This window comes from Pseudomonas sp. NPDC086566 (genome assembly GCF_050280885.1).
GTDB classification, from domain to species: Bacteria; Pseudomonadota; Gammaproteobacteria; order Pseudomonadales; family Pseudomonadaceae; genus Aquipseudomonas; species Aquipseudomonas vlassakiae.
The window spans coordinates 338,722-359,118 of record NZ_JBNNWD010000002.1 but is presented as its reverse complement, the minus strand read 5'-3'; the positions used below and the strand labels follow the sequence as shown (position 1 = coordinate 359,118).

Below are 20,397 nucleotides of genomic sequence, written 5' to 3'. Positions count from 1 at the left end.
ACAATTTCCCTCTTCTATACATATTCCAAAGAGTTAGCTCATAAACCTTTGATAAGCCTTTAGGGTATATGAACCGGACCACCGGACCAGCAAAAGTCTGTCGCCATCAGCTGAAGCGACGCATCCACTTTGTGAGGTTCGGTTCTGATGACCACCCAGCCAAATATCCCATTCCACAGCGATCTCGACAGCTCGCCCCTGCTGCTGCCGGCCAAGGTACTGCGTAACGACGCCGAAGCCCTGCAAGCCGCCCGTGAGCTCGCCGAGACCGCCCGCGAGCAGGCCGCCCGCCGCGACCAGCAACGCAAGCTGCCATGGGCAGAAATCGAACAGTTCACCCGCAGCGGCCTGGGCAGCATCAGCGTGCCCAAGGCCTATGGCGGCCCCGACGTCTCGTTCGAAACCGTCGCCGAGGTGTTCCGCCTGATCAGCGCCGCCGACCCGGCCCTGGGGCAGATCCCGCAGAACCAGTTCGGCATGCTGCAACTGCTGCGCCTGACCGCTACCGAGGCCCAGCAGGCGCTGATCTTCCGCAGCGTGCTAGACGGCTGGCGCATCGGCAACGCCGGCCCCGAGCGCGGCACCAAGGACACCCTGACGCTCAAGGCGAGGATCACCCGCAGCGGTGACGGCTATCGCATCAGCGGTGAGAAGTTCTACTCCACCGGCGCGCTGTTCGCCCACTGGGTGGCGGTCAAGGCTCTGGACGACGAAGGCCGCCAGCGCCTGGCGTTCGTCCGCCGTGGCAGCCCGGGGCTGCGCATCGTCGACGACTGGTCCGGCTTCGGCCAGCGCACCACCGCCAGCGGTACCGTGCTGCTCGATCAGGTTCCGGTCGATGCCGAACTGGTCATCGACAACTGGCGCCAGCGCGATATCCCCAACATCCAGGGTGCGGCCTCGCAGCTGATTCAGGCCGCCATCGATGCCGGTATCGCCGAGGCAGCCATCGACGACGCCATCACCTTCGTGCGCGAAAAATCCCGGCCGTGGATCGAGGCCAAGGTCGAGCGCGCCAGCGATGACCCCTACGTGATTGCCGACATCGGCCGCCTGAAACTTGAACTGCATGCTGCCGAGGCGCTGCTGCGCAAGGCCGCGCGGGTGCTCGACGAGGTCAATGCCGGGCCGATCGATGCTGCTGCCGCAGCGCGGGCATCGATTGCCGTGGCCGAGGCCAAGGTACTGACCACGGAGATCTCGCTGCAGGCCAGCGAGAAACTGTTCGAGCTGGCTGGCAGCCGCGCCACCCTGGCCGAGTTCAACCTCGACCGGCACTGGCGCAATGCCCGGGTGCACACCCTCCACGACCCGGTGCGCTGGAAGTACCACGCAGTGGGCGCTTACCACCTCAACGGCACCCTGCCCGCCCGGCATTCCTGGATCTGACTGGCGGGCCCAGGGGTTGCGTTGCAGCCCCATGGCCCCGGAGAACAGCATGACAACATCCGTAATTACCAGCGACAGCCAGGCCCTGGCTGTCGCCGAGCAAGTCGCCCAGCAACTCAAACGGGACAGCGCCCTGCGCGACCGCGAACGCCGCCTGCCCCACGCCGAACTGGAACTGTTCACCCGTTCCGGCCTGTGGGCCATCAGCGTCCCGAAAAGCTTCGGCGGCGCAGGCGTGTCCAACGTCACCCTGGCCCAGGTCATCGCCCGCATCGCCCAGGCTGACGCATCCCTTGGCCAGATTCCGCAGAACCACTTCTATGCCCTCGAAGTGCTGCGGGTTAATGGCAGACCCGAGCAGCAGCAGCGCCTGTACGCCGAAGTACTGGCCGGCCGCCGTTTCGGTAATGCCCTGGCCGAACTGGGTACGAAAACCGCCCACGACCGCACCACTCGCCTGACCCACGACGGCGCCGGTTACCGCATAAACGGCCGCAAGTTCTACGCCACCGGGGCGCTCTATGCGCAACGGATCCCGACCTCGGTGATCGACGACCAAGGCCGCCAGCAGCTGGCCTTCGTCCCCGCCGACAGCCAGGGCCTGCAGGTGATTGACGACTGGAGCGGTTTCGGCCAACGCACCACTGGCAGCGGCTCGGTGACCTTCGACAACGTCTGGGTCGATGCCAACGACGTGGTGCCGTTCCAGAGTGCTTTCGAGCGCCCGACGCCGGTCGGCCCGCTGGCGCAGATTCTCCACGCTGCCATCGATACCGGTATCGCCCGCGCCGCGCTGGAGGACGCGCTGCACTTCGTGCGCACGCGCAGCCGGCCATGGGTCGACTCCGGTCTAGACAAAGCCAGCGACGACCCACTGACGCTGAAAAGCTTCGGCCAGCTGGTAATCCGCCTGCATGCCGCTGAAGCCTTGCTCGAACGTGCTGGCGAGATTCTCGACCGCGCCCAGGCCGACAGCACTGCCGACACGGTGGCCGCGGCCTCCATCGCCGTTGCCGAAGCACGGGCCATCAGCACGGAAGTGTCCCTTGCCGCCGGCACCACGCTGTTCGAACTGGCCGGCAGCCAGGCCACCCTGGCCGAACACAACCTCGACCGCCACTGGCGCAACGCCCGCGTGCACACCCTGCACGACCCGGTGCGCTGGAAGTACCACGCCATCGGCAACTACTACCTGAACAACACAAACCCTCCACGCCGGGGGACCATCTGATGCCCAAGCAGATCCTGCTCAATGCCTTCAACATGAACTGCATCGGGCACATCAACCACGGCCTGTGGACCCACCCAAGGGACACCTCGACCCAGTACAAGACCCTGGAATACTGGACCGACCTGGCGCGCCTGCTGGAGCGTGGGCTGTTCGACGGGCTGTTCATCGCCGACATCGTCGGCACCTACGACATCTACGGCAATTCCGTGGACGTCACCCTGAAGGAGTCGATCCAGCTGCCGGTCAACGACCCGCTGCTGCTGGTCTCGGCCATGGCTGCCGTCACTCGACACCTAGGGTTCGGCCTCACCGCCAACCTCACCTACGAGGCGCCGTACCTGTTCGCCCGACGCCTCTCTACCCTCGACCACCTGAGCAATGGCCGGGTCGGCTGGAACATCGTCACCGGTTACCTCGACAGCGCCGCCCGCGCCATGGGCCTGGAGCAACAGCCCGAGCACGACCGGCGCTACGACCAGGCCGATGAATACCTGCAGGTGCTGTACAAGCTGCTGGAAGGCAGCTGGGCCGACGACGCCGTGGTCAACGACCGCGAGCGCCGGGTCTACGCCGAGCCGGGCAAGGTGCGCAAGGTGCGCCACCAGGGCGAGTTCTACAAGGTCGAGGGCTACCACCTGTGCGAACCCTCGCCACAGCGCACGCCGGTACTGTTCCAGGCAGGCAGCTCGCCGCGCGGCCTGGCCTTTGCCGGCAACCATGCCGAGTGCGTGTTCATCAGCGGCCAGGACAAGGCCGCTACCCGCGCCCAGGTCGACAAGGTACGCGCGGCCGCCCAGGCGGCCGGCCGCGATCCACAGGCGGTAAAGGTGTTCATGGGCATCACGGTGATCGTCGCGCCCACCGAGCAGCAGGCCCAGGCCAAATATGCCGAGTACCTGCAGCATGCCAGCGCCGAAGCCGGCGTGGCGCACTTCGCCGCCTCGACCGGCATCGACTTTGCCGCCTACGGACTGGACGAGCCGATCGGCGCCAGCAAGGGCAACGCCATCCAGTCAGCCACTCGCCAATTGCAGGAAAACGCCTGGACCCGCCGCCGCCTGCTGGAGCAGCACGCCCTCGGCGGGCGCTATGTCACCTTGGTCGGCGCACCCGATCAGGTAGCCGAACAGCTGATCGCCTGGATCGACGAAACCGGCCTGGACGGCTTCAACCTGACCCGTACCGTCACCCCGGAAAGCTACGAGGACTTCATCGACCTGGTGGTCCCGCAACTGCAGCAACGTGGCCGCTACAAGACCGCCTACACCGACGGCACCCTGCGCGAGAAGCTGTTCGCCAGCGACCACCCGCACCTGCCCGCCGACCACCCCGGTTCCACTTACCGCAACACCCCAACCCCTGCCCCGACTGGAGCCCTGCACCATGCTTGAGAAACTGTTCCGGCCCGTCGCGGCCATCGCCATCACCCTCGGCCTGTCCGCCAGCGCGTTCGCCGCCGAGCCGCTGAAGATCGGCACCACCGCGGCCTTTGCCATTCCCCTGGAAGCGGCGGTGGAAGAAGCCCACAAGCAAGGCCTGGAAGTGAAGCTGATCGAGTTCAGCGACTGGATCGCGCCAAATGTCAGCCTTAACAGCGGCGACATCGACGTGAACTACTTCCAGCACATCCCCTTCCTGGAGAATGCCAAGGCTGCAGCCGGTTTCAACCTGGTGCCCTACGCCCCGGGGATCATCAATAACGTCGGCCTGTACTCGAAGAAGTACAAGAGCTTCGCCGAACTGCCCGAAGGCGCCAGCGTGGCCATCGCCAACGACCCGATCAACAGCGGCCGTGGCCTGCAGCTGCTGGCCAAGGCCGGCTTGATCACGCTCAAGCCGGGTGTCGGCTACAAAGCCACCGAAGATGACATCGTCGCCAACCCGAAGAAGCTCAAGATCCTCCAGGTCGAAGCCGTGCAACTGGTGCGCGCCTATGACGACGCCGACCTGGTGCAGGGCTACCCGGCCTACATCCGCCTGGCCAACAGCTTCGATGCCACCTCTGCGCTGCTGTTCGACGGGCTGGAAAACAAGGAATACGTGATCCAGTTCGTCATCCGCCCGCAAAGCAAGGACGACCCGCGCCTGGCAAAGTTCGTCGACATCTACCAACACTCGCCTGCCGTGCGTGCAGCGTTGAACAAGGCCCATGGCAACCTGTACCAGGCCGGTTGGGAAGGCTGACATGAGCCAGGCCAACGCGCTCAGGGCGCCCACCGCACAACCATCGCCGCCAACGGCCAGGGAGCAGGCCCTGCGCCCGGAGGTCAACGAAGCCCACGTCCGCTTCATCGGCCTTGGCAAAACCTACCCGGGCCAGCAACAGCCGGCACTGCAGGGCATCGACCTGAACATCCGCCGCGGTGAGATCTTCGGCATCATCGGCCGCAGTGGCGCGGGCAAGTCATCGCTGCTGCGCACCATCAACCGCCTCGAACAGCCGAGCCAAGGCCGCGTGCTGATCGATCAGGTAGACATTGCGCCGTTCGACGAAGAGCGCCTGGTGGCGCTGCGCCGGCGCATCGGCATGATCTTCCAGCACTTCAACCTGATGTCGGCCAAGACCGTGTGGCAGAACGTCGAGCTGCCTCTGAAGGTGGCGGGCGTGGCCAAGGCCGAGCGCCAGCGCAAGGTCCGCGAACTGCTGGAGATGGTTGGCTTGCAGGAAAAGCATCACGTCTATCCGGCGCAGCTGTCTGGCGGGCAGAAGCAGCGCGTCGGCATCGCCCGGGCGCTGGTGCATGACCCCGAGATCCTGCTGTGCGACGAAGCCACCTCGGCGCTGGACCCGGAGACCACGGCGTCGATCCTCGAACTGCTGCGCGACATCAACCAGCGCCTGGGCCTGACCGTGGTGCTGATCACCCACGAAATGGCAGTGATCCGTGACATATGTCACCGCGTGGTGGTGCTGGAGCGTGGCGCGATCGTCGAACAGGGCGAGGTCTGGCGCGTGTTCGGCAACCCCCACCATGAAGTCACCCGGACCCTGCTCGCCCCGTTGCAGACCAAACTGCCCGCGGCTTTGCAGGCAAAACTGCGCGCCAGCCCAGCGGGCCATGACAGCGCAGTGGTGCTCAAGCTCACCCTGCTGGGCGAGCCGGCATTGTCCGAGCTGTTCAGCGAACTGGGCGGACGCGTGCGCCTGCTGCAGGGCGGTGTGGAGACCATCGGCGAGCATGCGCTCGGGCAGCTTATCCTGTCGATTCAGGGCTCGCCGCATGACACCCATCAATTGCTCGCACGCGCCCGCCGCTGGGCCGAAGACGTGGAGGTACTGGGCCATGTGGTTTGATCGCTTGCTTGAAGGCTTGCTCGACACGTTGCTGATGGTCGGCGTGTCCTCGCTGGTCGCGCTGCTGGTGGGGGTGCCGATGGCGGTGCTGCTGGTCACCAGCGACAAGGGCGGCATCTTCGAGGCACCGCTGCTGAACCGGGTACTGGGTGCCTTCGTCAATCTGTTCCGCTCGATCCCGTTCCTGATCCTGATGGTCGCGCTGATTCCCTTCACCCGGCTGGTGGTGGGTACCACCTATGGCGTGTGGGCTGCCGTGGTGCCACTGACCATTGCCGCGACGCCGTTCTTCGCACGGATTGCCGAGGTCAGCCTGCGCGAAGTCGACCATGGCCTGGTGGAGGCAGCGCAGGCCATGGGCTGCCGGCGTTGGCACATCGTCTGGCACGTCCTGCTGCCCGAGGCGCTGCCGGGGATCGTCGGTGGGTTCACCATCACCCTGGTGACGCTGATCAACTCGTCAGCCATGGCCGGGGCGATTGGCGCGGGTGGGCTGGGGGATATTGCCTATCGCTATGGGTATCAGCGCTTCGACAGCCAGATCATGCTGACCGTGATCGCCATGCTGGTGGCCTTGGTGGCGCTGATCCAGCTGGGTGGGGACCGGTTGGCGAAAGGCTTGAACAAGCGTTGAAGCATGGGGCCGCAAAGCGGCCCCCGCATTTTCAGCCCCAGTGCAGATCCGCAGCCGGCACCGGCCTCCCGAACCAGTACCCCTGGCCCAGCTGGCACTGCTGCTCAAGCAGAAACCGCGCCTGCTCCGCCTGTTCAATGCCCTCGGCATGCACCTGCATGCCCATGCTCCGCGCCAGTGCGACGATCACCCGGACGATGGCGATGTCGTCATCATCCAGCGGCAAGCCGGCCACGAAGCCTTGGTCGATCTTCAGCTTCTGCACCGGCAGGCGCTTGAGCCGCAGCAGCGACGAATACCCCGTGCCGAAGTCATCGATGGCCAGGTTCAACCCCAGCTCACGCAGGCGGTGCAACTGCTCCAGCGCCACTTCCGGGTCTTCCATGACCGCACTCTCGGTCACTTCCAGTTCCAGTAACGCCGGGTCCAGCCCGGTTTGATGCAGTACATCGGCCACCTGCCGGTACAACTCACGCTGGCCGAACAAGCGGCTGGAGATGTTGACGGCAACGAACGCCAACGTCCGCCCATCCTGCTGCCACCGCACCATCTGCCGGCAGGCTTCGCGCAACACCCAGGCATCGATCTCGGCAATCAGGCCGGTGCGTTCGGCGATGGGGATGAAATCGCTTGGCGGAACCAACCCACGCTGCGGGTGCTGCCAACGGACCAATGCCTCGACACCGACCATCTGTGCGGTAAACAGGTCATGCACCGGTTGGTAGAACACCCGCAGCTCATCATTGGCCAGCGCCCGGCGCAACTCGCTTGCGGTTTCCACCCGGTGCTGGGCGTGGGCGGTCAGCTCTTCGGTATACAGCGCATAGCAGGCGCGGCCATTACCCTTGGCCTTGAACAGCGCCGAATCGGCATTGCGCAACAACTGCTCGGCGCTCAGGGCGTCGGTGGGGAACAGGCTGATGCCCACGCTGGCACTTATGAACAGCCGGTGATCGTCGAATTCGAAGGGCTCACGCATGCGTTCGATAATGCCCTGTGCCAGCTTGCCGGCCTGGCCAACCTGCTGGCAGTTCTCGGCCAGCACACCGAACTCGTCACCGCCCAGGCGCGCCAGAGTCACGTTGCTGCCAACGGCCTCACGCAGGCGCTCGCCAACCAGCTTCAGCAACTGGTCGCCAATGGTATGGCCAAGGCCGTCGTTGATGCTCTGAAAGTGATCCAGGTCGAGCAACAGCAAGGCACAGCCGCGCTTGTTGGCCTGCGCCGCAGCCAGCGCCTGCTCGGCGCGGTCGTTGAACAGCAGGCGGTTGGGCAACCCGGTGAGCGGGTCATGGTGGGCCAGGTAGGCCAGTTCCTGTTCGGAATGCTTGATCGCACTGATGTCGCTGAACACCGCCACGTAATGGCTCAGCTCGCCGCTGTCGTCACGGATGGCGCAAATCGTCTGCCACTGCGGATAGATTTCACCGCTTTTGCGGCGGTTCCAGATCTCCCCGCTCCACTCACCCTTTTCGGCCAGGGCGGCATAGATCTGCTGATAGAACGGAACGCCGTGGCGGCCCGACTTGAACTTGCTGGGGCGATGGCCCAGCACTTCGTCCTGTTGGTAGCCGGTGATGCGCATGAAGGCGCGGTTGACGTGCACGATGAGGCCTTGGCGGTCAGTGACCAGCACACCCTCCAGGGTACTGTCGAATACCGCCGCAGCCATGCGCAGACGTTCGCGGTCCTCGCTGCGCAGGCGCGCGCCGATACCGATGAAATTGAGCAGGCGGGCGCGGGACACAAAGATCAGCAGGGCACTGACCAGCACCCACACCACCACGTTGATCTGCCGGCCCACGGTCAACGCCAGCGGGTCGTCAGACATACTGCGCAGGACCACCTCGGCCAGCACCAGCCAGAGGAACGAGAGCACCACATACAGCGCGGCCATGCGCAAGGCGTCGCGAACGGAAACAGACATGTCGGGGGGGAAAGCCCATAAAAAAGGATGGGGCATTATAAAGGCTGAAACATGCCGTGACTTCCTATCTGAAAGCGTGACTGGTTTTATTTCCCTGCCAAGGGATAATCAGACCTTTCTCCCTGCATTCCCGAGGGCTTCTACACCTATGTGGTACAACGGTCTGCTCGACTTGTCGGCCTGGCAACTGGTTGGCGTTACCCTGCTGATGACCCACGTGACCATCGTCAGCGTCACCATCTACCTGCATCGCTACTCCGCCCACCGTGCCCTGGAGCTCAACGGCGCGCTCAAGCACTTCTTCCGTTTCTGGCTGTGGCTGACCACGGCGCAGAACACCCGCGAATGGACGGCCGTGCACCGCAAGCACCACGCCAAGTGCGAAACCCCGGACGACCCGCACAGCCCGGTGTACAAGGGCCTGGGCACGGTACTGCGCAAAGGCGCCGAACTCTACCGCGAAGAGGCACGCAACCCCGAAACCTTGCGCGTCTACGGCAAGAACTGCCCTGAGGACTGGATCGAGCGCAACCTCTACTCGCGCTACAAGCTCGGCGGCATCGTGCTGATGGCGGTCATCGACCTGCTGTTGTTCGGCACCATCGGCATCACCATCTGGGCAGTGCAGATGATGTGGATTCCGTTCTGGGCCGCCGGCGTGGTCAATGGCCTGGGCCACGCGGTGGGCTACCGCAACTTCGAATGCCGCGACGCCGCCACCAACCTGGTGCCGTGGGGCATCGTCATCGGTGGCGAAGAACTGCACAACAACCACCACACCTACCCCAACTCGGCCAAGCTTTCGGTCAAGCGCTGGGAGTTCGACATGGGCTGGGCGTGGATCCGCCTGTTCTGCCTGCTGCGCCTGGCCAAGGTGCAGCGTGTCGCACCCATCGCCCACCGCGTCGAGGGCAAGGCCAGCCTGGACATGGACACCGCCATGGCCATCCTCAACAACCGTTTCCAGATCATGGCCCAGTACCGCAAGCTGGTGATCGGCCCGCTGGTCAAGCAGGAGCTGGCCAAGGTCGATGCCTCGGTGCGCCACCGCTTCCGCCGTGCCAAACGCCTGCTCTCGCGTGAAACCAGCCTGCTGGAAGACCGCCACCACGTGCGCATCGAACGCATGCTTGACCACAGCCAGGCACTGAAAACCATCTACGAGAAACGCCTGGCCCTGCAACAGATCTGGGCTCGCACCAGTGCCAACGGCCACGATATGCTCGCAGCCATGAAGGACTGGGTACACGAGGCCGAGGCCAGCGGCATCCATGCCCTGCGCGACTTCGCGGCACAGCTCAAAACCTACTCCCTGCGCCCCACCGGCGCCTGATAGCCGCTGATCGGCACGCCCCGCAACGGGGCGTGCCTGCTGGAACTTCCCTCCTGAAAATCCACTCAAACCCGGCACATCGCCCGCGTGGCGGGCCGGTTAGTGGCCGCGCGCCTCATCAATGAGAACTGCTCCGTGCTCATGGCCAAGAACCCTCCCTCATCATTTTCAGGTACACCGCCTCCCGAAGCTGCACAAACCTTGCTGGCCCTGTTCCATGCCCAGGGCGAGGTCGCCCGCCTGAGCGAGCGCGAACAGCTCTACAGCTCGCTGCTCGACAGCGTCAACGCCGTACTCTGGGCCTTCGACTGGGAAACCCGCCAGGTGCTCTACGTCAGCCCCGCCTACGAGCGCATCTTCGGTCGCCCGGCCAGCCTGGTGCTGGCCGACTACAACGAATGGCGCGACAGCATCTACCCCGACGACCTGGAGTTCGCCGAGCGCAGCCTGGCCCAGGTGCTGCTCAAAGGCGCAGTGGAAGACCGCGAGTACCGCATCCTCAACGCCAGCGGCCAGGTGCGCTGGCTCAGCGACAAGTGCTACATCAACCAGCAGGGCGACGGCGAACGGGTGATCATCGTCGGCATCGCCGAAGACATCACCGAAAAGAAGCAGCTCGAAGGCGAACTGCAGCGCCTGGCCACCACCGATGTACTGACCCAGAGCAGCAACCGCCGGCACTTCTTCGAGTGCGCCCAACAGGCCTTCGACAGCGCCCGTGAAGACGGCACGCCACTGGCCTTCCTGCTACTGGACATTGATGACTTCAAACGTATCAACGACAGCTACGGCCACCAGGAAGGCGACCAGGTGCTGCAGCGCATCGCCGACAGCGGCAAGGCCGTGCTACGCCGGGGCGATCTGTTCGGGCGGATTGGTGGCGAAGAATTCGCCGCGGTGTTCCCGGGCTGCAACGCCCAGGTGGCGGAGCAGATTGCCGAGCGGTTGCAGCGTGAGATCCAGCGGCTGGGGTTCAGCCATGGGGATGAGACGTACAACGTGACGGTGAGCCAGGGGCTGACCGGGTTGACGGATGAGGATGAGGTGCTGGATAGCTTGTTTGCGCGGGCTGATGCGGCGATGTATCAGGCCAAGCGGCAGGGTAAGAACCGGATTGTGCGTGGGTGATTGGCTCGAAGCAGATGTGGTAGCAACTGTCTTGCTCAATTTCTGAAATCTAGCTCGCCCCTGTGGGAGCGGGCTCGCGATGCGCTGCGCAAGCAGCGCCCAATCCCACAGGCCCTACCCCATCAACGCCGGAGCTGGTCCAGAATCATCAAGTGGACATCCATGTCGACCTTCACCAAATGCTCAAGATCGGCACGTCCGCCAATGCACAATGCTGGCTCAAAAGCGTACATTTGGTTTTGTTGATTGCCCCAAGCTTGCTCAATGCCCGCTGAACAAGGGCACTCCCGCACGGTCCTTGAAATCGAAATACTGAGGAATGGCCGTACCGAACAGAACACCCACAGCCGTGTCAGGGTTCGGATCACGTTTTCTCAACTGATTTTTTAGCGCGACGACTCCGCCCGCCAAACTGGAGACAGTGATAGTGCGCTGATAGCGTTCGCCCCACGCATACAAAGAACCAAACGCACTCCTGGCGATCACGTGATAGTTATCAGTCTCAGCAAACTCAGTGCCTTGGAGCATCCTGTCGAGCGCTTCTTTGTAAGCGTCCGGGTCCACGGTCCAGAAAAGACCATGGGCGTAAGAGGCCCAGCCCTCTTCCTGCCAATACCTCAAAAGCGCTTCGGGCAGTTTAGAGCGATATTTTTCGACACGTGAATGTGGAGCGGCTTTACGTGTACACGCCTCTCCGAAAACCTCGATAAATTGCTGAAAAAACTCGTCTCTCACGTTGCTCTTCCTCTGAGCCGCTCCAGCTTTACACTCACATCCTTCAAGCATTTACCACACCAGCAACTGGCCATACACCTCAGTCATATCTGAAGTCAGCACTGAATTTAGCCGTCCGTAGATCCAGCTTGATCCGGCACCCTCTCCAAGGCTTGCCTTGCTCGAACAAATTGTTCTGCGCAAAAAACGCTCTGAGCTTTACCAACTGCAGTAGAAGGTCTCTGCTGACACGCCCACTTTCAGGCGTGAACCACTGCGTGTCGCCACCTTCGATGTCGTAGTCGAACAGCATCTTCCCATGGTCCCCTTCAGGAGACACCTGTGCATCCAGATACACGACCGTCGCATGCTCCGGTGCAATGGCCAGCAAAATTTCGCCTATGCTTTGATAGATTTCGTTGTCACTAGTCATATGCCCCCCGGAGCATTGATGAAGATTTCCTGAACGGGGCGCCCTCGCCCTATCTGATAGTCCACCGTGAAGCTGTCGGGCCTCACGGACGAGCCTGTGTAGTTGGGCTCGATTTTAACACTCACAGAATCACCTTTCTTCAACGCACTGGCCCATTCATTCTCCATCACCTTCCAAGCGCCTTTGTTCAGATTGCCATTCATGGGCAAAATGTTGAGGCTTTCGCCTGGGCCGTTGAAAATACTTGCGATGAGGTGCCCACCTTCATCGCCCTCGACTCCACATTTGCCTGCCTTGCATTGCTGATATTTGTTGCGGTCCTTGGTGTTGAGTGTGAGGGTGGACTCCACCTTGTCCACTCGGCCCAGTTCATCAGTGCGATAAACCTTGTCCCCGTCCACCTTGTACACGGTATTCGGCTCAGGCTTGTTCAGCCCCTTGGCCCAATCACCCTTACTCCCCGACTCCATCTCAACAACGCGCAGCGGCGGTTTAACTGCAGACTCAGGCAGCATCGATGAGAAGTCACCTGGGTTCTTCACCGTCTGGCCGTTGAGCGTGACAGTCTGAGAACCGTATCCGGCAGGTTGACTGGCGCTATATGGACCGTCCTTGGCGGCCCATTCCAGGTTCTTCAGCGTTTGCCTTTCGGCCATCTGTTCAAGCTTGTCAGTGCCAAGTTTCACACCTGCCTTGGCCAACTTGACACCGCCTTTAGCGACTCCTCCTACGCCTGTAACCAGCCCACCGACGTCCCATACAAGCTCACCAAGGTCACGTCCCAGTTGCATGGCGTTATCGTCTCCACCTTCGATGAGCGCCGTTTCGATCCTGGCAAGCTTTTCCTGAAGCTGCTGGCGTACTTCAGCCGGATACCCTGCGAGCACTTGCGGATCGTCGATCAACTTGCCGATAGCTTTGACAGTGTCTACAGGGTGAAGGAACAACTGGACGAACCCTTGGACATCATCGAAACCAGACTCCACAAGCCCTGCACCAATGCCTGTCTGGGTCAGCAAGTCCTGCCTTTTGCTGATGAACCCCCACTTGGCTATCACCTGCATCTTGGCAAGTACGCCGTCAGCTTCTTCTACCTCCTTCTTCGCCTGCACAAACTGCTGCGTGGCCAACCAGTTGTTATCCACAGCCCCCGCAGCCGCCCCGGTCGCGGTCGCGGCGTCCAGCCCGGTGGTGGCCGCAAGGCCGGTAACCAGGCTGACGATCAGGTTGCGCTTGGCCTCTCGCTGGCTTTCGCTCTCGGTCGGGCTGGCCTCGGAGAACAGCCCGGTCAGCAAGCTCGACGCGGCTGCACCTGCGGCCCCGCTGCCACAGCTCTGGCTGCTGGCCGCAGCGCCGGCGCAGGCGACGATGCCGTGGAGGGCGGCATGCAGCGGCGAGCCTTCATCGAGCGTGCCGTTGGCCACCAGATCGCCGATGTAGCCCGCGCCTTGCTGCTGCACATAGTTGACCACCAGGCCCTGCAGGAAGGCGCCGTTACCCGCGCTGATATTGCCGCTGGCGGCCGCCACCAGGGCCGTGGTGATCTGCCGGTAGGTGCCACCCGAGCCCCAGTTGCCGGCGATACCATCGGCTTGGCCGCGTAGACGCTGAGCTTCATCGCGCAGCGCCTGGGCGGCCTCGTAATCGGCAGTTGTCTTGGCTTTCGCGTCTGCCTCGTCGGCCGCCTTGCGCTTGGCATCGACCTCCTTGGCCTTGTTCGCCAGCAACGTGCCGGCCTCGTTGGCAAAGGCATTGACGATCTCGAACCCGGCGCGGATCTGCTCTTCGTCGAAGATCGGCTTGAGCGCGTTGCTGCTGTCGCGGTCGCTGGAGACATCGCGGTTGAGCTTGTGGGCCGGTCAGTGCGAATGCACTGATCGCGCGATGTGACGTGCCGCGACAGGAAAAGTTGCAGTTGAGGCGACGAAAATTAGTGGAATATCGCTAATTGCAATGGAAATCCCACAGAGAACGTCGTGTTTTGTCGCGATTGCCGGATCTTAACCCGTTGTCGGGTGGTGGCTGCGGCGGTTGCATTCGCCCTCAAGGTTCGGGGGTGTCGGGCGCGGGCTGCGGTGCTGGCTCGGCCTTTGGTTCAGGGTTCTCCACCTTGCGCAAGCGGCTCAGTTCGGGCAGGGACACCTTCAGCAAACGCGCCGTCTTGCTGTTGGCAATCTTCTCCAGCCCCTGATCCGCCGGCAGGCGCGCCAGTTGCCCGGCCAGGTTCAGGGCCAGGATTTCCCGCGAATACACCCCGCCACCCAGCTGGTAGATCGCCGCGATCAGCTCACGCAGGCTCAGCGGCAAGCGCCAGCGGGTACGCAGCGCCGAGCCGAACGCTGCGCCGAACTCATTGAGCGACAGCTGCACCCGGTCTTCGTCCAGCTCGCCGCCGGCCAGGCGCCACTCCTGCAGGCAACGCAGCACCGCCAGGTCGCCCAGGCAATGCAGCAGGCCGGCGCAATAGCAGCGCTCCTGATCCAGTTCGAGCATACGCGCCAGCGTGCGGGCGTATTCGGCCGTGTGCAGCGACAGGTTCCAGTAATGCGTGGCATGTTGGGTCAGCAGCGGGTCGCTCAGCCGCGCACTGCGCTTGAGGGTGAGGCCGAGAATGAGGTTCATGCTCTGGGTGCTGCCGAGCTTGTTCAGCGCCTGCATCAGCGTCTGCACCGGTGCGTCACGGTGCAGGCTGGCACTGTTGGCGGCGGCGATGAGCACTGCCGTGATCTGCGGGTCGTCGCGCACTTCCTCTTCGAGCACCTTGAGGTTCAGGCCCTGCGGGTTGAGCGCACGCTTGATCGCTACCTGCACATCGGTGAACAGCGGCCCGCCATCGGCGGTGGCGCGGCGTTGTTCAAGGTAGGCCGACAGGTTGGCGCCAGGCTGCAACGGCGGCACCGGGCAGGTGATCCGCTCGCCTACGGCCAGCAGCAACTCTTCCAGGCTTTTACGCAGCTTGTCCAGGTTCAGCGGCTTGCTCAGGTAAGCCGTGGGGTGCAGCGGTAGCGCTTCGCGCACACTGGCGCTATCGCTGCGGTTGCTCATGAGAATGAAAGGCAGCTCGGGACCTTTGGCGCGCACGTTGCGCAGCAGATCGAGGCCATCGCAGCCTGCCAACTCACGGGCTGCGATGATCAGGTCAGGTTTGCTGGCCAGCGCCGTCAGCGCTTGCGAGCCGTCGGCGCAGACCTGCAAGCGGGCATCACAACGCACGCTGAGCAGCATTTCGCTCAGCATATCCCGTACCCAAGGATCGCCCTCGGCGATCAATACGCAAGGTGGGGTGGGGTCTGCAGCACTCATGGCCAACTCCTGAATATCCCTGACACACAGTCCTTCGCAGCTTCCAAGGCGAATCCCTTCCACCACCATAGCCTGACCCGGCTTTTCTGGGCACAAAAAAAACCCGCCTAGGCGGGTTTTTTCATGAAGCGCATCACATCAGGCGAGTTCAGCGAAGCACTCTTCGATGATGGCCAGGCCTTTGTCCAGCAGCGCGTCTTCGGCGGTCAGCGGAACCAGGATACGCAGGACGTTGCCGTAGGTGCCGCAGGACAGCAGGATCAGACCCTTGTCACGCGCCTTGGCTACAACCTGGGCAACCGCAGCAGCGTTCGGGGTGTGGGTGCCTTTTTCGAAGACTTCCACAGCGATCATCGAACCCAGACCGCGGACGTCGCCGATGATCGGGTGCTTCTCCTGGATCTGGCGCAGGCCAGCGGTCAGGCGCTCACCAACAGCCTTGCTGCGGTCCAGCAGTTTCTCTTCCTCGAACACCTGGATAACGGCCAGGGCCGCGGCGCAGGCAATCGGCGAACCGGCGTAGGTGCCGCCCAGGCCGCCCGGAGCGATGGCGTCCATGATTTCGGCCTTGCCGCACACACCGGCCAGCGGGAAGCCGCCAGCGATGGACTTGGCGAAGGTGGTCAGGTCAGGCGCGACGCCCATCTGTTCCATGGCGAAGAAGGTGCCGGTACGGCCAGCGCCGGTCTGTACTTCGTCGGCGATCAGCAGGATGCCGTGCTTGTCGCACAGCTCGCGCAGGCGCTTCATCAGCTCTTTCGGCGCTGGCAGGAAGCCGCCTTCGCCTTGGACTGGCTCGAGGATGATCGCGGCGATGTCGCGCGGCTCGGCATCGTTCTTGAAGATGCGCTCGACCGAAGCAATGGCGTCGTCAACGCTGACACCGTGCAGTTCGCTCGGGAACAGGGCGCGGAAGATGCCGCCTGGCATCAGGCCCATGCCAGCGGAGTACGGCACGACCTTGCCGGTCAGGCCCAGGGTCATCATGGTACGGCCGTGGTAGCCGCCGGTGAAGGCGATCACACCAGCGCGGCCAGTGGCAGCACGGGCGATCTTGACGGCGTTTTCAACGGCTTCGGAGCCAGTGGAAACCAGCAGGGTCTTCTTGTCGAAGTCGCCTGGCACCAGCTTGTTGATCTTTTCGCACAGCTCGACGTAAGGCTCGTAGGCCAGCACCTGGAAGCAGGTGTGGCTGACCTTGGTCAGCTGCTCTTGCACAGCGGCAACCACTTTCGGGTGGAGGTGGCCGGTGTTCAGTACTGCGATGCCGCCGGCGAAGTCGATCAGTTCGCGGCCTTCAACGTCGATCACCGTCGAGTTCTTCGCGGATTCCACGAAGATCGGGTGGATCTGGCCGACGCCACGTGGGACGGCGGCTACACGACGTTGCATCAAGGATTCGTTGGTCTTGCTCATAAAGCCCTCATTGCGCCGATAGCAGCGCTTTTATTCGGGGGTGGCCGGGTGTGTTCGCGAACAGTATTCGTTGATCGACTGCCGTAAACGCCCTGCCCACCAGGTACTGCGATGTCAAAAAGGCCAGCGAGACGTCGCTCTCGCGCCCCGCTGGCAGAGGTAAAACCTTCTACCGGGCGATCAGACGCTGATGCACAGGTATTTGATTTCGAGGTAGTCCTCGATACCGTATTTGGAACCTTCGCGGCCCAGGCCCGAAGCCTTGATGCCGCCGAATGGCGCGACTTCGTTGGAGATCAGGCCGGTGTTGATACCGACCATGCCGTATTCCAGGGCCTCGGCGACACGGAACACGCGGCTCATGTCACGGGCGTAGAAGTACGAGGCCAGGCCGAACTCGGTGTCGTTGGACATGGCGATCACTTCGGCTTCGTCTTTGAAGCGGAACAGCGGCGCCAGTGGGCCGAAGGTCTCTTCCTTGGCGACAGCAGCGGTGTTCGGCACGTCGACCAGAATGGTCGGCTCGAAGAAGTTGCCTTCGATCAGCTTGCCACCGGACAGCACCTTGGCGCCTTTGCCTACGGCGTCTTCGATGTGTTCCTGGACCTTGGCGACAGCCTTGCCGTCGATCAGCGGGCCAGTGGTGGTGCCTTCTTCCAGGCCGTTACCGATCTTCAGCTTGGCGACAGCAGCGGCCAGCTTCTGGGCGAACGCGTCGTAGACGCCATCCTGCACGTAGATACGGTTGGCGCAGACGCAGGTCTGGCCGTTGTTGCGGTACTTGGAGATGATCGCGCCCTCGACCGCCTTGTCCAGGTCGGCGTCGTCGAACACGATGAACGGAGCGTTGCCGCCCAGCTCCAGGGAAACCTTCTTGATGTCCTTGGCGCATTCTTCCATCAGCTGGCGACCGATTTCGGTCGAGCCGGTGAAGGACAGCTTGCGTACCAGGGAGTTGCCGGTCAGCTCGCCGCCGACTTCGCCAGCGCTGCCGGTAACGACGCTCAGCACGCCAGCCGGGATGCCGGCACGGTTGGCCAGCTCGACCAGGGCCAGGGCGGAGTACGGGGTCTGCGAAGCAGGCTTGAGCACCATGGTGCAGCCAGCGGCCAGGGCCGGGCCGGCTTTACGGGTGATCATGGCGGCCGGGAAGTTCCACGGGGTGATGGCCGCGGTAACGCCGATCGGCTGCTTGATGACGATCAGGCGCTTGTCTGGCTGGTGGCCCGGGATGGTGTCACCGTAGACGCGCTTGGCTTCTTCGGCGAACCACTCGATGAACGAGGCAGCGTAGGCGATTTCGCCCTTGGCTTCGGCCAGCGGCTTGCCTTGTTCGGTGGTCATCAGGCGAGCCAGGTCGTCCTGGTTCTCGATCATCAGTTCGAACCAGCGACGCAGCTTGGCCGAACGCTCCTTGGCGGTCAGTGCACGCCAGGCCGGCAGGGCCTTGTCGGCGGCTTCGATGGCGCGGCGGGTTTCCGCGGTGCCCATCTTCGGCACGGTACCGATGACTTCACCAGTGGCCGGGTTGGTCACATTGATGGTCTGGCCGCTGTCCGCATCCAGCCACTCACCGTTGATGAAGGCTTGCTGGCGGAACAACTGAGCGTCTTTGAGCTGCATGTCGGCTTCCCGAATTGTTGATTGTGTGAAAAGCGCCCAAGGCAGGGCATCGAGCGTTTGAAATCTCAAACGAATCCTAAGCGGGTGCTGGGGTGTTGGACAATAGGCTGTTCGAAAAAAAGAACGAATGGTTGAACACCCCGGCAAAATTTCATGATTCTGCACGGAGGCAACTGGCCTGTTCGCGGGCGTGCCCGCGAAAGGGCCGGTACAGGTTAGACGAATGGGCTGAAGGAAATGTGATGGGAGGACCGACGGCCCTCCCGAAGGGAATGAATCAGAACGCCTTGGCCAGGTCGATCACCAGCGCCCGGTAACCAACGGACCCCGGCTGGCGGCTGTGCACCTTGAGCTCCACCAGCACCTCCTGGGTCCCACGGCGTACCTCGTTGAGCACCGTGGTGGTCAGCTTCTCGGGCGTGAGGAAGTTGACCGAAGCCGAATAGATGAACTGGGTATCGGTCTCTGGCCGATAGGCCACCACCGAAGTCACCGGGCTGTACCACTCGTCGCCACGCTCCTTGCCGTATTCCCACACCTGCTCGACCGTGCCCTTGGCTTCATCGATCCTGTACTCCACCGCCCGGCTGTAGTTACCGCTGAGCTTGGTGGGTGCAAAGTCGCGCCCCCAGCCGTTGTCGAACACGGTCAGCGTGCCTTTGCCGGTAAGCCAGGCGGTGTGCTGGGTCCAGGACCAGTCGAAGCCTTCGCTCTCGACGGGCGTCAGTACCTTCTCGCGCAGGCGCTGCGGCCAACCTTGGGGGGAAGCGAGAATCCACTTCACCTGCTTGTCACGGCCGATCTTCACCACACCCTGATGGCGAGCTGAAACGATGATGCTGTCGGCATCGGCGTCGTAGTCGATGGCATTGACATGGGCCCAGTTGCGCCCGGTGCCCACCCCTGGGGTATCACCGAACGGCAAGTCGCCTTCGGCCAGTTCGTTGGCCAGGCGGTCATCCTGCTTGTGCACACCTTCCGGCAACTGGATCGCCGCCTTGCCCAGGGTTTCCAGCAAGTCGCCGCGATAGGGGTCGAGGATCTGGTTCAGGTCCCAGAAGTCCAGCACGTCGCCGGCCTCGTTGACCTCGATGATGTGGTCTCGGATCGAACGCACCCGCTTGCCGTCCGGGCGACGGTAATCGCTGGTGCCGACCCGCAGCAGGTAGGTACCGTTGGCCGTCTCGCGGATCTCGTGGGAGAAGTCGGCGAACTTGTCCGGCAGGTTGCGCTGCCAGATACGCCGGCCCAGCAGGTCGAACTTGGAGTAAGTCTGGCCTTGCCCCCAGATCAGCTTGCCGTCGCGGGTCTGCTGGAAGCCCATGGTCCCGCCCAGGCCGTCGCGGCGGTTGGAGTCGTGGATCTGCTCAATGTCCAGGTACCAGCGCACGTCACCGTTGCTGTCGGAGATCCAGTTGTTGCCGACCTGGTCCCATTCCGCGGCGCCGCCCAGGCCGTTCCACTTGAAGGCACGGCCACCGGGGATGTCGCCTTGCAAGTGGTTGAACAGGTACAGGCGCTGCTCGAAACCTGGCGCCACCTTGACCGGTTCCACTTCCGGCAACGCCGCCGTCTGCTTCGCGACCACCGGCAGGCGCACGGCCGGTGCGTAGATCTGGTACTGCTCGCGGATGCGCTCGCCGTCGAGCTTGTAGGTCACTTCCACCTGGTTGACGTGGTCCGGGTACAGGCCGAATACCGGGATGCCGCCATAGGTCCACAGCGAGCGCTCGGATACCTCGTAGGCAATGTCCACACCGCGCTCGCCCTTGCCGCGCACCCGTACATGGGCGGCGCTCAGGCTGCGCCCACCGTCGCGGATGATCGCGGTCAGCGGCGCCAGGCGGTACGGGTTGACCACCACATCGCCGAGCAGCGCGTCGGTGCGCTCGGGGACCTTGGCAGTGAGGCAGGCGCCTTCGGGCAGTGCTGGGGTTTCAGTCTTGGCGTTCATGGCAAAGCTCCTTTTTA

At 63.1% G+C, this 20,397-nt stretch carries 16 protein-coding genes and 1 pseudogene; 8 read left to right on the top strand and 9 right to left on the bottom strand.

Annotated elements, in window-relative coordinates:
* The first annotated feature begins 147 nt into the window (after positions 1-147).
* From ACQKPS_RS05880 to ACQKPS_RS05855, 6 genes are read left to right on the top strand one after another with little or no spacing between them, the layout of a single operon-like run.
* Complete coding sequence (locus ACQKPS_RS05880; RefSeq protein WP_254482145.1) at positions 148-1,389, top strand: SfnB family sulfur acquisition oxidoreductase; 1,242 nt, start codon at positions 148-150, stop codon at positions 1,387-1,389.
* A gap of 49 nt (positions 1,390-1,438) precedes the next feature.
* Positions 1,439-2,620 (top strand): SfnB family sulfur acquisition oxidoreductase, encoded by a 1,182-nt coding sequence (locus tag ACQKPS_RS05875; RefSeq protein ID WP_254482147.1) that lies wholly within the window; start codon positions 1,439-1,441, stop codon positions 2,618-2,620.
* Positions 2,620-4,011 carry an LLM class flavin-dependent oxidoreductase gene (locus tag ACQKPS_RS05870; RefSeq protein ID WP_254482149.1) on the top strand — a complete coding sequence of 464 codons (1,392 nt, stop codon included), beginning with the start codon at positions 2,620-2,622 and terminating at the stop codon, positions 4,009-4,011. The genes ACQKPS_RS05875 and ACQKPS_RS05870 overlap by 1 nt, the downstream gene beginning before the upstream one ends.
* Positions 4,004-4,804: a MetQ/NlpA family ABC transporter substrate-binding protein gene (locus ACQKPS_RS05865; RefSeq protein WP_254482186.1), complete on the top strand. Its 801-nt coding sequence runs from the start codon at positions 4,004-4,006 to the stop codon at positions 4,802-4,804. Before ACQKPS_RS05870 ends, ACQKPS_RS05865 begins: the two co-directional genes overlap by 8 nt.
* Position 4,805: 1 nt before the next feature.
* Positions 4,806-5,915 carry a methionine ABC transporter ATP-binding protein gene (locus tag ACQKPS_RS05860; protein WP_254482188.1) on the top strand — a complete coding sequence of 370 codons (1,110 nt, stop codon included), beginning with the start codon at positions 4,806-4,808 and terminating at the stop codon, positions 5,913-5,915.
* Positions 5,905-6,549, top strand: coding sequence for a methionine ABC transporter permease (locus ACQKPS_RS05855; protein ID WP_079230410.1), 645 nt, complete (start codon positions 5,905-5,907; stop codon positions 6,547-6,549). Before ACQKPS_RS05860 ends, ACQKPS_RS05855 begins: the two co-directional genes overlap by 11 nt.
* Positions 6,550-6,580: 31 nt before the next feature.
* Here the strand turns inward: ACQKPS_RS05855 and dibA are convergent, their stop codons facing one another.
* Positions 6,581-8,476, bottom strand: coding sequence for a phosphodiesterase DibA (gene dibA, locus ACQKPS_RS05850; protein WP_254482196.1), 1,896 nt, complete (start codon positions 8,474-8,476; stop codon positions 6,581-6,583).
* Positions 8,477-8,624: 148 nt separating this feature from the next.
* Here dibA and desA point away from each other — a divergent pair, with 148 nt between their 5' ends.
* On the top strand, positions 8,625-9,809 hold the full coding sequence (gene desA / locus ACQKPS_RS05845) for a delta-9 fatty acid desaturase DesA (protein ID WP_254482198.1): 1,185 nt from the start codon (positions 8,625-8,627) through the stop codon (positions 9,807-9,809).
* A gap of 141 nt (positions 9,810-9,950) precedes the next feature.
* Positions 9,951-10,937: a GGDEF domain-containing protein gene (locus tag ACQKPS_RS05840; protein ID WP_254485634.1), complete on the top strand. Its 987-nt coding sequence runs from the start codon at positions 9,951-9,953 to the stop codon at positions 10,935-10,937.
* A gap of 122 nt (positions 10,938-11,059) precedes the next feature.
* Here ACQKPS_RS05840 and ACQKPS_RS05835 read toward each other — a convergent pair whose 3' ends face one another.
* From ACQKPS_RS05835 to ACQKPS_RS05800, 8 genes and pseudogenes are all read right to left on the bottom strand, one after another.
* Positions 11,060-11,170: a T6SS immunity protein Tdi1 domain-containing protein gene (locus tag ACQKPS_RS05835; RefSeq protein WP_254482210.1), complete on the bottom strand. Its 111-nt coding sequence runs from the start codon at positions 11,168-11,170 to the stop codon at positions 11,060-11,062.
* A 28-nt stretch (positions 11,171-11,198) separates the two neighbouring features.
* The gene (locus tag ACQKPS_RS05830) at positions 11,199-11,672 is read right to left on the bottom strand and encodes a GAD-like domain-containing protein (RefSeq protein WP_254482212.1); all 474 of its coding nucleotides are present in this window, start codon (positions 11,670-11,672) and stop codon (positions 11,199-11,201) included.
* A gap of 79 nt (positions 11,673-11,751) precedes the next feature.
* A complete protein-coding gene (locus ACQKPS_RS05825; protein ID WP_254482214.1) occupies positions 11,752-12,084 on the bottom strand; it encodes an antitoxin YezG family protein in 333 nt (110 codons plus the stop codon).
* Positions 12,081-13,934, bottom strand: a pseudogene (locus ACQKPS_RS05820) (DNA/RNA non-specific endonuclease); the annotation flags it as partial. The gene ACQKPS_RS05825 and the pseudogene ACQKPS_RS05820, both read right to left, overlap by 4 nt.
* Positions 13,935-14,127: 193 nt before the next feature.
* A complete protein-coding gene (locus ACQKPS_RS05815; RefSeq protein ID WP_254482229.1) occupies positions 14,128-15,387 on the bottom strand; it encodes a response regulator in 1,260 nt (419 codons plus the stop codon).
* Between the two features lie 138 nt (positions 15,388-15,525).
* A complete protein-coding gene (gabT, locus tag ACQKPS_RS05810; protein WP_110637883.1) occupies positions 15,526-16,803 on the bottom strand; it encodes a 4-aminobutyrate--2-oxoglutarate transaminase in 1,278 nt (425 codons plus the stop codon).
* 180 nt (positions 16,804-16,983) lie between these two features.
* Entirely contained in the window at positions 16,984-18,426 is a 1,443-nt protein-coding gene (gene gabD / locus ACQKPS_RS05805) for an NADP-dependent succinate-semialdehyde dehydrogenase (RefSeq protein ID WP_054887247.1), read from the bottom strand.
* A 277-nt stretch (positions 18,427-18,703) separates the two neighbouring features.
* Positions 18,704-20,380 (bottom strand): aryl-sulfate sulfotransferase, encoded by a 1,677-nt coding sequence (locus ACQKPS_RS05800; RefSeq protein ID WP_427603127.1) that lies wholly within the window; start codon positions 20,378-20,380, stop codon positions 18,704-18,706.
* Positions 20,381-20,397: the final 17 nt, after the last annotated feature.

Coding starts and splice junctions, on each gene's coding strand:
- desA (WP_254482198.1), top strand. CDS start 8,625: ATGTGGTACAACGGTCTGCTCGACTTGTCGGCCTGGCAACTGGTTGGC.
- ACQKPS_RS05870 (WP_254482149.1), top strand. CDS start 2,620: ATGCCCAAGCAGATCCTGCTCAATGCCTTCAACATGAACTGCATCGGG.
- ACQKPS_RS05835 (WP_254482210.1), bottom strand. CDS start 11,170: ATGTACGCTTTTGAGCCAGCATTGTGCATTGGCGGACGTGCCGATCTT.
- gabD (WP_054887247.1), bottom strand. CDS start 18,426: ATGCAGCTCAAAGACGCTCAGTTGTTCCGCCAGCAAGCCTTCATCAAC.
- ACQKPS_RS05865 (WP_254482186.1), top strand. CDS start 4,004: ATGCTTGAGAAACTGTTCCGGCCCGTCGCGGCCATCGCCATCACCCTC.
- gabT (WP_110637883.1), bottom strand. CDS start 16,803: ATGAGCAAGACCAACGAATCCTTGATGCAACGTCGTGTAGCCGCCGTC.
- ACQKPS_RS05825 (WP_254482214.1), bottom strand. CDS start 12,084: ATGACTAGTGACAACGAAATCTATCAAAGCATAGGCGAAATTTTGCTG.
- ACQKPS_RS05855 (WP_079230410.1), top strand. CDS start 5,905: ATGTGGTTTGATCGCTTGCTTGAAGGCTTGCTCGACACGTTGCTGATG.
- ACQKPS_RS05800 (WP_427603127.1), bottom strand. CDS start 20,380: ATGAACGCCAAGACTGAAACCCCAGCACTGCCCGAAGGCGCCTGCCTC.
- ACQKPS_RS05840 (WP_254485634.1), top strand. CDS start 9,951: ATGGCCAAGAACCCTCCCTCATCATTTTCAGGTACACCGCCTCCCGAA.
- ACQKPS_RS05815 (WP_254482229.1), bottom strand. CDS start 15,387: ATGAGTGCTGCAGACCCCACCCCACCTTGCGTATTGATCGCCGAGGGC.
- dibA (WP_254482196.1), bottom strand. CDS start 8,476: ATGTCTGTTTCCGTTCGCGACGCCTTGCGCATGGCCGCGCTGTATGTG.
- ACQKPS_RS05875 (WP_254482147.1), top strand. CDS start 1,439: ATGACAACATCCGTAATTACCAGCGACAGCCAGGCCCTGGCTGTCGCC.
- ACQKPS_RS05880 (WP_254482145.1), top strand. CDS start 148: ATGACCACCCAGCCAAATATCCCATTCCACAGCGATCTCGACAGCTCG.
- ACQKPS_RS05860 (WP_254482188.1), top strand. CDS start 4,806: ATGAGCCAGGCCAACGCGCTCAGGGCGCCCACCGCACAACCATCGCCG.